General features: G+C 66.0%; 12 protein-coding genes. 3 read left to right on the forward strand and 9 right to left on the reverse strand.

Features of this window, described 5'->3' with window-relative positions:
- Positions 1-27: 27 nt before the first annotated feature.
- From AC5Y5W_RS23765 to AC5Y5W_RS23790, 6 genes are all read right to left on the reverse strand, one after another.
- Complete coding sequence (locus AC5Y5W_RS23765) at positions 28-1,716, reverse strand: sensor histidine kinase (RefSeq protein ID WP_500013507.1); 1,689 nt, start codon at positions 1,714-1,716, stop codon at positions 28-30.
- The gene (gene dosR / locus AC5Y5W_RS23770; protein ID WP_500013505.1) at positions 1,709-2,395 is read right to left on the reverse strand and encodes a hypoxia response regulator transcription factor DosR/DevR; all 687 of its coding nucleotides are present in this window, start codon (positions 2,393-2,395) and stop codon (positions 1,709-1,711) included. The genes AC5Y5W_RS23765 and dosR overlap by 8 nt, the downstream gene beginning before the upstream one ends.
- A 59-nt stretch (positions 2,396-2,454) precedes the next feature.
- Positions 2,455-3,435, reverse strand: a complete 981-nt coding sequence (locus tag AC5Y5W_RS23775; RefSeq protein WP_500013503.1) for an Acg family FMN-binding oxidoreductase — start codon at positions 3,433-3,435, stop codon at positions 2,455-2,457.
- Positions 3,436-3,533: 98 nt separating this feature from the next.
- Positions 3,534-4,331, reverse strand: a complete 798-nt coding sequence (locus AC5Y5W_RS23780) for a slipin family protein (RefSeq protein WP_500013501.1) — start codon at positions 4,329-4,331, stop codon at positions 3,534-3,536.
- Positions 4,328-4,957, reverse strand: a complete 630-nt coding sequence (locus AC5Y5W_RS23785) for a hypothetical protein (protein WP_500013499.1) — start codon at positions 4,955-4,957, stop codon at positions 4,328-4,330. Before AC5Y5W_RS23785 ends, AC5Y5W_RS23780 begins: the two co-directional genes overlap by 4 nt.
- A gap of 2 nt (positions 4,958-4,959) precedes the next feature.
- Positions 4,960-7,299, reverse strand: a complete 2,340-nt coding sequence (locus AC5Y5W_RS23790; protein WP_500013497.1) for a nitric-oxide reductase large subunit — start codon at positions 7,297-7,299, stop codon at positions 4,960-4,962.
- 241 nt (positions 7,300-7,540) lie between these two features.
- Here AC5Y5W_RS23790 and AC5Y5W_RS23795 point away from each other — a divergent pair, with 241 nt between their 5' ends.
- Positions 7,541-8,338: a universal stress protein gene (locus AC5Y5W_RS23795; protein WP_500013495.1), complete on the forward strand. Its 798-nt coding sequence runs from the start codon at positions 7,541-7,543 to the stop codon at positions 8,336-8,338.
- A gap of 30 nt (positions 8,339-8,368) precedes the next feature.
- Here the strand turns inward: AC5Y5W_RS23795 and AC5Y5W_RS23800 are convergent, their stop codons facing one another.
- The 3 genes from AC5Y5W_RS23800 to AC5Y5W_RS23810 all read right to left on the reverse strand — a co-directional run bounded on the left by AC5Y5W_RS23800 (position 8,369) and on the right by AC5Y5W_RS23810 (position 10,606).
- Positions 8,369-9,370 carry an Acg family FMN-binding oxidoreductase gene (locus AC5Y5W_RS23800; protein WP_500013493.1) on the reverse strand — a complete coding sequence of 334 codons (1,002 nt, stop codon included), beginning with the start codon at positions 9,368-9,370 and terminating at the stop codon, positions 8,369-8,371.
- Between the two features lie 131 nt (positions 9,371-9,501).
- Entirely contained in the window at positions 9,502-9,939 is a 438-nt protein-coding gene (locus AC5Y5W_RS23805) for a group III truncated hemoglobin (RefSeq protein ID WP_500013491.1), read from the reverse strand.
- On the reverse strand, positions 9,932-10,606 hold the full coding sequence (locus AC5Y5W_RS23810; protein WP_500013489.1) for a helix-turn-helix transcriptional regulator: 675 nt from the start codon (positions 10,604-10,606) through the stop codon (positions 9,932-9,934). Before AC5Y5W_RS23810 ends, AC5Y5W_RS23805 begins: the two co-directional genes overlap by 8 nt.
- A gap of 100 nt (positions 10,607-10,706) precedes the next feature.
- Between AC5Y5W_RS23810 and AC5Y5W_RS23815 the strand changes: the two genes are divergently transcribed.
- Both AC5Y5W_RS23815 and AC5Y5W_RS23820 read left to right on the forward strand, forming a co-directional pair.
- The gene (locus tag AC5Y5W_RS23815; RefSeq protein ID WP_500013487.1) at positions 10,707-11,504 is read left to right on the forward strand and encodes an aminoglycoside phosphotransferase family protein; all 798 of its coding nucleotides are present in this window, start codon (positions 10,707-10,709) and stop codon (positions 11,502-11,504) included.
- Positions 11,505-11,528: 24 nt separating this feature from the next.
- Positions 11,529-12,926, forward strand: a complete 1,398-nt coding sequence (locus tag AC5Y5W_RS23820; protein WP_500013485.1) for an acyl-CoA synthetase — start codon at positions 11,529-11,531, stop codon at positions 12,924-12,926.
- The last annotated feature ends 36 nt before the right edge of the window (positions 12,927-12,962 follow it).

Consider the following 12,962-nt stretch of genomic DNA (forward strand, 5'->3'; position numbering starts at 1 on the left):
CTGGGCCAGCCGGCCGGACGAAGGTGCTCACGGCAACGGCGCCGACCAATGCAGCGCGACCCCGCCGCCTTCGGCGTTGTCAACGGCAAACGCGCCGCCGGCGTCCTCGGCACGACGACGCAGGTTCGCCAGGCCGCTTTCGGTGACCGGCCCGGCCAGGCCGCTCCCGTTGTCGACGACGTCGATCGCCAACTCGTCCTCGACCTTGACATCGACGGACACCTCGGAAGCGCTGCCATGGCGGACGGCATTGCTGACCGCCTCGCGCACAACGGCTTCCGCGTGATCGGCCAGTCCGGCGTCGACAACCGAAAGCGGCCCGACGAACTGGATTGTGGTGCGCACGCCCGCATCCGCGAACTGAGTGATGGCGTTGTCGAGACGCTGCCGTAGCCGAGTCGCTCCGGGCGGGCCACCGTGCAGGTCGAAGATGGCAACCCGAATCTCTTGGATGGTCGCTTGCAGATCATCGACGGCACTCGAGAGGCGTTGTTGGACTGCGGAATCGCGGGTCCGGGGTATGGTGCCCTGCAACGCCAGGCCGACCGCGAAGAGCCGTTGGATGACGTGGTCGTGTAAATCGCGGGCTATGCGGTCTCGATCGGTCAGTACATCGAGTTCACGCATCCGGCGCTGGGTGGTAGCCAACTGCCACGCCAACGCAGCTTGGTCGGTGAACGCGGCCATCATGTCGAGTTGTTCCTCGGTGAACGGTGTCGATTTGACCTCGCGCAGCACCACGACAACACCGGCTACGGTATCGGAGGCTCGCAGCGGCAGCACCAGCGCCGGCCTCGCGCCGTCGACACCGTCGAACTCGATCCGTTCGACGCGCTGCGGATCACGCTTGATGAAAGCGTCGCCGACCGCATTGTGCGCCAGCGGAATCGCCTCTCCTGCGGTAGCTGCGACGGCGTCGCCCACGGTTTCGACGACCACTAGCTCTGCCACGCTGTCGCCGGCGGTGTGGTCGTCGGCGGGAACGGCGATCATCGCCGCGTCGGCGCCGGTCAGCTTGAGCGCCTCTTCGGCCACGCGCCGGAAGACCGCCGCCGGCTCGGTGCCCGACAACAAGTCGGTGGCAATGTCGCGGGTCGATTCGATCCAGGCTTGACGGGCCTTGGCCTGCTGGTAGAGGCGGGCATTGGCGATCGCGATGCCAGCGGCCGCCGCCAAGGCCCGCACCAAGACCTCGTCATCCTCGGTGAATGGTTGCCGGTTGGCCTTCTCAGTCAGATACAGATTGCCGAACACGGTGTCGCGGATGCGGATGGGCACACCAAGAAAGGTCCGCATGGGCGGGTGGTTCTCCGGAAAGCCCACGGACGCAGGGTGATCGGCGATGTTGTCCAGGCGAAGAGGTTTGGGCTCGTCGATGAGCAGGCCCACGACGCCACGGCCCTGGGGTAATTGACCGATGCTGCGGAAGGTTTCCTCGTCGATACCCTCGTAGACGAACTGCAACACGCGCTTGGACTGGTCGTGCACCTCGAGGGCGCCGTATTGCGCGTCGACGAGATGGGTGGCGGTTTGCACAATCGAGCGCAGGGTGGCATCCAGTTCCAGGCCGGCGGTGACCACCAGCATTGCCTCGATCAGCCCGTCGAGGCGGTCACCACTGGCAGCGATCTGTTCGACGCGGTCTTGCACTTCGGTCAGCAGTTCCCGCAGCCGTAGCTGAGAAAGGGTGTCGCGCAGTGGGGGAGTGCTATCCATCGCTACGCCGCGGCCGTTCGAGCTTGGAGGCGAAGACCGCCGCCTGGGTCCGCCGTTGCATGCCCAGCTTGGCCAGCAACCGGGACACGTAGTTCTTCACCGTCTTCTCGGCCAGAAACATCCGGTCCGCGATCTGTTTGTTCGTCAGCCCCTCCGCCAGGTGATCAAGCAGCACGCGCTCCTGTTGGGTGAGCCCGGACAGTGGATCGGGTCGCTCGGCTTCGCCGCGAAGCTTGGCCATCAGCGCCGCCGCGGCGCGATTGTCGAGCAACGAATGCCCGGCGCCGACATCTTTGATGGCGCGGGCCAACTCCATGCCCTTGATGTCTTTGACGACGTATCCACTGGCGCCGGCCAGAATCGCGTCGAGCATCGCCTCGTCCGAGCTGTATGAGGTCAGCATCAGACAGCGCAGATCAGGCATCCGGGACAGCAGATCGCGACACAGTTCGATGCCGTTGCCGTCGGGCAATCGCACGTCGAGAACCGCGACATCAGGTTGTGCCGCGGGAATTCGGGCCAGCGCCTCATCAACCGATCCGGCCTCGCCCACCACCTCCAGTTGCGGATCGGAGCTGAGCAGGTCGATAAGGCCGCGCCGAACAACTTCGTGGTCGTCGACCAGAAAGATCTTGACCGCGGCAGCGGCGGCCGGCTGATCTGGGTTACTCGGGCTCATATCCAACACTGTGGGTCGGAAACCAGGCCGGCGCAAGGACCGCTCATAGCAAGCTCTGCTCAGGCATCTACCCGCAAGACTTCGTTGAGCGGTCGTCGCGGCGTGGGCGGTGGTACCTCTTCCATCGCGGGCGCGATGCCGGCCCGCAGCAGGATTTGCGGCACCGCCTCGCGTTCCATGCACGCGCCGACCATCTCGCGGGTGGCCCGGACTTCGGTGATGTGAGTCACCGTGCAGGTAGCCAAACCGGCCATCGTGCATTCCAGCAGGATCGCGGAGAGCGCCTCGCCGGATGCCAGTGCGGCGGCCCGACTGTCGTCATCGGTGGACACCAGCAGAATCGTCGCTTCGTCTTCCGGGATTCCCGTCCGCCGTTCGCTTTGGTGCGTGACCGGGAAGGCCCGAGCGACGTCGACCCGGTCGCCCTCGGCCGCGGAGACCAGCGCACTGTAGGGTATGCCCTCCGATGCCTCGAATGGCGCTGTCCACCAGCCCAGTTCGGCGTGATACCGCGAATCATAGAGGCGCAGTGACTCGGCAAGCTGGGAAGCCTCCGCCAGGCACGAATGCAGTTCGTCGGGCACGACGTCGAGGTACACGGCATCGCCGTCGACGGCGTTGCGCAGCACTGGCTCAAACGATTCCCATCGGATTGCCCCGAGGAACGGAAGTCGGTCGGTGCGCCGCAGCAGGATGGCGTCGGCGCGGCGACGATGTGCGTCGGTCACGAATTCCATCGGGGTGAAGTGAACAGACGCCAGATGGTTGGGGTCGTTGGGGTTTGGGAACCGCTCGACATGCGCCTGCCACCCGGCGGCAGCCATGGCCACCCGAAGGTGGTCGAGCGCAGCCCCGCAGCCGATCAGTGCTTCTCGCCCCGAGCGATCCGAGAGCATGACCCGGCGCGGATCGAGGAACAGCTGCAGTTCGTCAGTGTCGACGACCCACTGCCATGGCTGAGTATTGTGCAGCGACGGGGCGCGGCAGGCTAAGCGCACCGCATCTTTGATGACTTCGGTTTCTACCATCGTGGCAGGCATCTGGACCTCCGATCTCTACCTGCCTTCAAGCATTCCCTGCAAATCCGGCCGAGGTAAGGGCCATTGGTCCTTCCAGTGGAGCCATTAGGCCCGACCGGTCAGTGACGCTCGCCCAGGGAGTCTGCGATGTCCGACAACACCTCTGGGTGTTTCAAGAATGGGGTGATGATGTCAACCGGCAGCGGGAAGACCACCGTCGAGTTCTGGTCGGCGCCCAATTCCAGCAGGGTTTGCAGGTAGCGCAGTTGAAGTGACGCTGGGCTTTTCGACAGCGTTTCGGCCGCCTCGCGCAACTCCTCGGAGGCCTGCAGCTCACCGCGCGCGTTGATGACTTTGGCGCGACGCTCACGTTCCGCCTCGGCTTCGCGCGCCATCGCTCGCTGCATGGACTCGGGAATCTCGACATCTTTGATCTCGACGACCCGCACTTTGACACCCCAGGGCTCGGTTTGCTTTTCGATGATCGTGCGCAGGTCGCTGTTGAGGTCTTCGCGATGGGCCAGCAGCGTGTCCAGATCGGCGCGGCCGAGCAGTGAGCGCAGTGTGGTCTGGGCGATCTGCGAGGTCGCCACCGCGAAGTTCTCCACCGCCAGGATGGCTTTCAACGGGTCGACGACCTGAAACATCACCACTGCGTTCACTCGGGCCGGCACGTTATCCCGGGTGATCACCTCCTGCGGCGGGATCGTCAGCGTCACGACCCGTTGATCCACCCGGATCATCCTGTCCGCCAACGGGATCAGAAACTTCAATCCGGGTTGATACAGCGGACGGGCATGACCCATCCGGAACACCACGCCGCGCTCGTACTCGCGCAGCACCACCAGCGAAAAGAACGCCAGCACCACCAGCGCTGCCAGCGCGGCCAACACCACGACGATCACCACACCAGTCACTGGGGACTGTCCTCCTTCTGCGCCCAATCGCTGCCCCACCGGGTGGAATACCGGTCGATTGCGACAGCCACCTGATCTTCCAGGCCCGTTCGGTGCGGCAGGTATTCCGGGGCGTTTGACGGCGAGTTCCACAAATGTCGGGCCAGCGGCAGCCCAGCGGTCACCACCAGTGCAGCGGCGCCACCCAGCACCAGCAGATCGAAGGCGCTGTGCCGGCCGATCAGCATCGCCAGCGGCATGATCACCCCGAGTGCGGCCACAAAACAGGCGATTCCACGATGGAAGCGGCCGGCATCCGAGTGCGGCCACGGGTCGATGTCACGGTTGATTTCCCGGCCATGATCCGACGTTGTACACGTGGACTTCACCGGACAGCTGTTGCACACCACGGGCAGCGCCCGATACCGCATCACCCGGTGTTGCGGATCGAACGACGTCGGCCACAGCCAGTGATCCTGCGGGCAGACCCAGGCGTCGTGGTCGGGGCGGTACACGAAGTTCCCGGTGCGCCAGCGCGCGGCCTGCTTCGACACCCGCTTCGCCATGGTGTCGAAGCCCCAGGCGATCGCCACCAGCACCAGCGCGTAGCCGGCGACCAGCCACACCGATCCCGTCGGCGTTGTCATCGTCACTCCTTCGCCGGTGCCGCGGGCTCTTTGGCCGCGGTGGTCAATTCGGTGTAGAGCGGATGCTCGGGCAACTCGTCGGCGACCGAGCCGGACCGGAAATGGCGCAACGCCAGCAATGCGATGTAGACGAACGGCAGCACCCCACCGACGATGAGGATGACGTCACCGGGCAGCCGCAGCCATTCCAGCAGCGCGTTGCCGGGCTGGGCGATGAAACCCAGCGAGCGCGCTTCGAAATAGCCGTCGTTGACCGAGTGGTACAGCTGCAGCACCCCGAGGGGCAACAGCGTCGCGAACACCATCCACGCCAACCCGAGGTTCATTCCCCAGAACGAGATCCGAGCCCACTTTTCCGGCCATTTGTCGGCCGGAATCACGTATCGGAACGCGAACATCGCCAAACCGACGGCCAACATGCCGTAGACGCCCATCATGGCCGCGTGACCGTGGTTGGCCGTCAACGCAGTGCCGATCTGGTAATAAGACACGATCGGCAGGTTGATCAGGAACCCGAAAATCCCGGCGCCCACGAAGTTCCAGAACCCGACGGCAACCAGGAACAGCACTGCCCAGCGGTGCGGGAACGGCTTGGCATCACCGGCCTGCTGACGGGATCCCAATTGCAGGAACGCCCACGCTTCTACCGTCAAAAAGGTCAGCGGAATGACTTCGGCCGCCGAGAAGAAGGCACCCAAGGCCATGTGCTCGACCGGGGTGCCGGAGAAGTACAGGTGGTGCATCGTGCCGATCACACCGCCGGCGGAGTACAGGATGACGTCGAGGAAGATCACCCCGAGCGCGATCCGTTCGCGTACCACCCCGAGCAGCACGAAGATGTAGGCCACCATCACGGTGGTGAACAGCTCGAGAAAATCCTCCACCCACAGGTGCACCACCCAGAACCGCCAGAAATCGGCGACCGAGAAGTGAGTTGCGCTGCCGGCCAGCAGGCCGACCGTGTAGAAGACCGGGATGGCCAGGCCGGCGAAGAAAAACAGCCACGGCAGGTTCATCTTCGATTCGGTGCGCAGCCGGGTTCGCATGCCGCGCCAGATGATCACGATCCACAGGAACATGCCGACGCACAGCAGGATCTGCCACAGCCGCGGCAGGTCGAGGTACTCCCACTGTTGGGAGAGCAGGCCGCCAGGAGGGATCACGCCGTAGATCGACAGTGCCTCGCTGATCAGCGACCCGAACACCACGACCGCGACCGCACCCAGCAGCCCGTAAGCCAGCCAGCTCTGTCGTCGCGGTTCGCGGCGGGCGATGAACGGCACCAGGAAAATGCCGCCGGCCAGAAACGCCGCCGCGGTCCAGAACAGCGACAGCTGCACATGCCAGGTCCGCGCCAGGTTGTACGGCAGCACCCGGGCCAGATCCAGACCGAAGAAGGTCGACAGGTCGGCCCGGTAGTGCTGGGCGGCGGCGCCGACCAGTGTCTGCGCCAAGAACAGCACCGACACGATGGCGAAGAACCAGATCGTGGCGCGCTGTGCCGGCGTCAGGCTCACCTCGCCCGGCTCGCGGAACGACAGCGTGGACGAGGTTGCGTCGCCGTGCCAACCGATCTTCTGGCTCCAGCGTCCGTAGACCGCGAACATGATCCCGATCCCGCCGAGCAGCGCGACCAGTGACAGCGCCGACCATACGATGACCTGAGCGGTCGGGCCGTTGTCGACGCGCTTCTCCGCCGGCCAGTTGTTGGTGTAGGTGTAGCTGTGGCCTGGCCGTTCGGCCGCCGCGGCCCATGCCGTCCATGCGAAAAATGCGGTGAGGTCATGGATCTGAGCCTTGTCGGTGATCATGTGCGGCAGAAAGCCGTACTTCGTGGAGTCCTCACCGAAGTACGTCGCGTAGTGCTGCTGAATGTCGTCGAATGCCCGTGCCTGCCGGTCGGTGAACACCAGCGTCTTGGTGTCGGGGTTATAGCGATTGGTCCGGAACTCGGTCACCACCCGGTCGTGCGGGTCGGTGATACCTTGCGCCCGCCACTGGTCAGCGACCTTATCGGTCGCCATGCGCAGGTACTCGGCGGTGCGGTCGGGTCCCAGGTAGGCGCCATGCCCAAGCACCGACCCGTACTCCATCAGGCCGCGGGCCTGAAACAGCTCCTGCCCGCGGGTGATGTCGGCACCGGTGAACAGCGGCTGACCGGATTCGCTGACCACCTTGTCGGGCATCGGCATCGAGGCGGTGTAGGTGCGGTAGGCTAGGATGCCCATCACCAGAAAGCCGAAGATCATCACCAGGGCCACACCCTGGACCCAGCCCTTGCCGATCAACGGCTCTGACGTGGCCGCGGTTGAGCGCTGCGCCTCTGCCGGTTCGGTTGCCATACCGAAGACCCTTCTGGTCGGTGGACGGAATGCCCTGTATTTAACTAGTTGCGGCCCTGCGCCGCGCCGGATTCTCGTTTCGCCCGATCATGCCGTTGCGACGTCGGTTGCGCTACAGCAAACCTCGCAAGAAGGACCAATGCCGACCGTGAAGTGACAAACGGCCCTCAACGGCCCCGCCCTGCGCCCCTAACGTGATCATCAGGAAATACGTTGAGCCTTCGGGCCAAAGGTGATCGCGATGTGTGACTCTTGTTCAGCTCCTGCAGTTGTGGTAGGCGTCGACGGATCCAGGGCCGCGATCCAGGCGGCGCTCTGGGCGGTCGACGAGGCCGTCGGCCGGGATATCGCGCTGCGTCTGGTGTACGTCGTCGATCCGGCGGGTTTGTCTGCCGCTGGTTCCGGTCACAGTCAATTCGCTTCTGCGCGTACGGTGTTGTACCGCGCGCAGCGCGCCGTTGAGGCCACCGGAAAACCGGTCAAGATCGAAACCGCGACGCTGACCGGCAAACCGCTCGCCAAGTTGGCCGAAGAGTCGCGGTCTGCTGCGATGGTCTGCGTCGGCTCAATCGGCACTAAACACGCATGCCGCGGTGCCGGTTCCGTCGCAGCGGTCCTGCCCGCGCTGGCCCAATGCCCGGTGGCCGTCATCGGTGTGCCCCGCGGCCCGGCGGTCAACCTCGAGCAGCGCAGCATCCTGGTCGAGGTGGACAACGGGGTAGCGCTGCACCATGCCTTCGAAGAGGCGCAGCTACGGGGAGTGCCGCTGCGCGCGGTCGCGGCATGGCGTCCAGAGGTACCCGAAGACATCGGCGACGGAAAACATTTGGCGCGAGCGCATCTGAGCCGTCAAATCGCCCGCTGGACACGGCTGTACCCCGACGTGGCGATCGAACCGACCGTCGTGCGTGGCAGCCTTCGCCGCTACCTTGCCCAAAACGCGGATTCGATAGAGGTATTCGTGACCGGCATGCGGGGCTGCGATTCAGATAGGCCGGTCGACTGCCCAGTGCTGACCGTGCGGGCAAGCCATCTGTAGCCGGCGCCGACCACGATGCCAAGAGGCTTGCTATGCGAAAGCAGGTTGCTCACACACGTTTCGCCACTCGACGACGTCGCTGACTGCGCGACGCGGCGTCGACGGCAACGGATCGGCGTTGACCGGCGCCCAGCCGACCCGAAGCAACATTTGCGGATATCCGCTGGCGCCGAACACATCTGCGCGGATCGCGTTGCGGGTTTCGGCGATCTCCAGCGGCTCGGTGACCGGGCAACTGGCCAAACCTATCGATGTGGCGGTCAACAGCACGACGCTGGTGGCTTCGCCGGCGCGCAGGCGGGCCAACCGGTCGTCTGCTTGGGTGCCCAACGCCAGAATGATCGCGTTGTCCTCGGCGGGGGAGACGCCGGGCGGCTGCGCCAGTGCAGGACCGGCGAACAGCCGCCCGGGTATCACCGCAGCCGAGGTGGGCGTCGGTATGTTGCGTGCCGGCACGCCGGCCACCGAGCCGTACCGCCCGCTCCACGCGGTGAGTTCGGCGAGATAGTCATGGTCGCTGACGTGGCGCCAGACCGCCTGCGCGACAATCTTGTTGAGCTTGTCCACCGGGTCGACGCGGCGCAACATCACGCCGGTCCGGGCGGCGCGCGCTCCCATCAGCGCGATGTCGCCGTCGGGCACCGGCCAGGAGCTGTAGATTCGCCGATCGGTTCGCCGCCGCGGGATTGCCGCCGCCAGCATGACATCGACCTGATCGACGTCACAGCAACACACTTCGATCCGCGCCAGATGATCGGGGTTCTCCGGGTCTGGCAGTCGGTGCACGCGGGCGCGCCAGCCCAGCGCGGCAAGCGCGATCACGCAATGATTCAGCACCGCACCGCAACTCAGAATCAGCTCCCGGCCGTCCGGGTCGGCGCCGGGCAACTGCAAATCCGGGTCGACAAACAAGTCCAGCGCGTCGTCGCTGACCTGCCAACGCCAGGGTTGCGAGTTGTAGATCGACGGCGCCCGGCCGGCCAGCGTGAGGACTGTCCGGATCGCCTCGCTATCGGGAAAGTGCGCATTCATCGGCCGTGCCACCTTCGGTGCAGTGCAGAAACTGGTGTCACTCTTAGGCTGCCGTGCGCTCACCGGCCGGCCCAGAGCAGGAAGACCTCAGGTCGAAAGGACTTTTGGCCACCCCAGTGCGGGCGGCTCCGTCAACGCTTCAGCAGGGCGTCGAGGTCCGGTGCGTCAGCGCCGGTCAGTCGCCGATGCATGGCCCAGGCGATCCGGGTGGCCTGGACCTTCGCCTGCTCGGCGACCGGCCCGCTGTACATCTCGTCGACGGTGTTCTGCCACGTCGTCAGCCAGCGGACGAAGTGGCCGCCGGACAACTCAGTCCTGTCGTGGACGTGGCGGTGCGCGTGCAGCGCACTGCCTTTGTAGAGACCGGCGCGGAATAGCACCGTCTCCCAGAAGTCGCACATCCTCGGTATGTGCGTGTCCAGACCCCGGGCGCGCACCTCGCTGAAGGGCTCAGCCAGAACGTCGTCGTCGAGCACGCGGCCATAGAATCGTCGCAGCAATGCCTCGACATCGGCGCGATTCGTCAGGTCCGCGCAGTCCTGCTCCGGTAATACCTGCAGGTCAGTCATTGGCGATCACGTGCGCGATGCACAGTTCCGGTTCGACAAACGGTTGCAGTTCGGCCTGCAGCCTTGAACTTTGCCGGTCGGCGACGAGACCCTCGAGCAGTCCCAGGTGCAGCGCGCAGCCGACCTCCGGGTGTGCGGCGGCCAGTTCGCGCACCGGACAGCCGTGCAACCGGATCGTGCGCCGATGGGTGCTTGCGGTAGAGATCAGCTCCGGCCCGAAACCCATCCGCTGGAAAACCTCTGTCGTTCGCTGTGCCCGGCGATCGAGCACATCACCCGCTTGTGCTGCTGGTGGATCCGCCGCGGAGCGGGCGGTGATGCCCTCGGCCCAGCGCCGCCCGGCGCGCTGGGCGCGGCGCCGGCGTTTGTCGGCCGTGTCGCCGAGCTCCAGTGCGAGGACTTCGGCGAGGATCTGGTAGTCCAGCTGGCCCTGCACCGCGATGTAGCCGGTACGGGGACGGCCGACGCCGGTCGGGGCGATGCGGGTGCGCTCGACGACGCCCTGGTCGCACAGCGCGTCGAGGTGAAAGCGCGCGGTGGTCACGTGCAACTCCAGCTGCGCGGCGAGTTCAGCCGCGTCGACCGGTCCGTCGTGGTCACGGACCAGCTGAAGCACGCGCTCACGCTGCCGGTTACGTGGCCCGCGGCTCCGCCGCTCGTCGTTCACCTCGGTGCCTCTCCGTCGGGGACTATTTAACGGATATTATTCATTAATATTAGTCGCCACGCCAGTAGCCGCGACTTGGAATCATGGTCGGGTGCCGCTGATGCCGAAGCCGTCGACCGCGGAGGTCGACGATGCGCTGATCCGACTTGGGGTACGTCCCGACGGGCCGCCGTGGCCATCTCTTGCATCGGTGGTCGCACCGGTCACCTTCGAGGGACGACCGGCATTGTTGAAGGTGACAAACGAACCGGAGGAACTGGCCGGCGCGCGAGCACTGGAGGAATGGGATGGGCGCGGCGCTGTCCGGCTACTCGCACGCGACGGCAACGCGATGGTGCTGGAACGGGTGGGGGCGACGCTGCGTTCGCGGGTGATCGACGACATCGCTGCCACACGGGCGCTGTGCGCGGTAGCAGCCCGGCTCCACAGCCACACTCCCGAGAGCTTGACTGAATTCCCGTCCCTGCGTGGTTGGTTCGCGTCCTTGTTCGCCGATACCAGCCCCCGGTTCGACCAGGTCAGGCGGATTGCGCACCAGCTCTTAAAACGCGACGCCAGGCCGGTGCTCCTGCACGGCGATCTACACCACGAAAACGTGCTCGACGGCGCGCATCGCGGGTGGTTGGCCATCGACCCAAAGGGAATCGTGGGCCCCCGAGAGTTCGACTACTGCAACATCTTCACCAACTTCACGCCCGAGGACGCCGTCCCGAACTTCGACGTGCGCCTGCATATCGTGGCCGGCACCGCCGACATCGACCGCGATGACCTGTTGCGCTGGATCGCGTCGTGGTCTGCACTCTCGGGCATCTGGCATCTCGAGGACGGTGACGACATGCTCGCGGCATTCCCGCACTCCATCACCGACCTTGCCCTCGAGCGACTGGACCGGGCATGAGTTGCGCCCGGTAATCTCGCACACGTGCTGCTGACCTCGCTGAACCCCGCAGCGGCCACGGATATCGGTGACGCCGTGCACATCGGCGCCGTGACGTTGAGCCGCAGCGACCTGGTCGGCGCCGCCACGTCGGTGGCCGAGCGAGTCGGCGGCGCCGGCCGCGTTGCGGTGTTGGCCACCCCGACCGCGGCGACGGTGCTGGCGGTCACCGGCTGCCTGCTCGCCGGCGTCCCGGTGGTGCCGGTGCCCGCCGACGTCGGCCAGGCCGAGCGACGCCACATCCTGACCGATTCCGGTGCCCAGGCCTGGCTGGGTCCGCCGCCGGATGAACCCGAGGGCCTGCCACACATTCCGGTGCGGTTGCACGCCCGCTCATGGCACCGCTATCCCGAGCCGGCGCCCGAGGCCACTGCGCTGATCATCTACACCTCGGGCACCACCGGTCCGCCCAAGGGGGTGCCGCTGAGCCGGCGCGCCATCGCCGCGGATCTGGACGCGTTGGCGCAGGCCTGGCAGTGGACCGCCGACGACGTCTTGGTGCACGGATTGCCGCTGTTTCACGTGCACGGCCTGGTGCTGGGTCTGCTCGGTTCGCTCCGGGTCGGAAACCGCTTCGTGCACACCGGAAAACCCACACCCGAGGGCTACGCCGCAGCGGGAGGCACGCTGTATTTCGGTGTGCCGACGGTGTGGTCGCGGGTCGTTTCCGATACCGCCGCAGCCGAGGCACTACGGCCGGCGCGGCTGCTGGTGTCGGGCAGCGCGGGGTTGCCGGTGCCGGTGTTCGAACAACTGGTCGGACTCACCGGACACGCGCCCGTCGAACGCTACGGTGCTACCGAATCGCTGATCACGGTGTCCACCCGCGCCGACGGGGAACGCCGCCCCGGCTGGGTGGGCCTGCCGTTGCCCGGCGTGCAGACCCGGCTGGTCGACGACGCCGGCGGCTCGGTGGCGTGCGACGGGGAAACCATTGGGCGGCTTCAGGTTCGCGGTCCGACAGTGTTCGGCGGCTACCTGAACCGGCCGGACGCCACCGCCGAGGCGTTCGACGCCGACGGCTGGTATCGCACCGGTGACGCCGCGGTGATCGACGGCGACGGGATGCATCGCATCGTGGGCCGCGAGTCGGTCGATCTGATCAAGTCGGGCGGATACCGGGTCGGGGCCGGCGAAATTGAGACCGCGCTGCTGGGCCATCCCGGTGTGAGTGAGGCGGCCGTCGTCGGGCTGCCCGATGAGGACCTGGGTCAGCGTATCGTCGCGTTCGTCGTCGGTGACGCCGACACCGGTGAGCTGACCGACTATGTGGCCCAGCAACTTTCGGTGCACAAGCGGCCGCGCGAGGTCCGCGTCGTCGACAGCCTGCCGCGCAATGCGATGGGCAAGGTACTCAAGAAGGAGCTGCTGAACCGGGGCTGACGTCTCGGCGAGCGTGCGCAAAACCGGGTATGCGTC

It is taken from the genome of Mycobacterium sp. NGS51 (assembly GCF_059812525.1).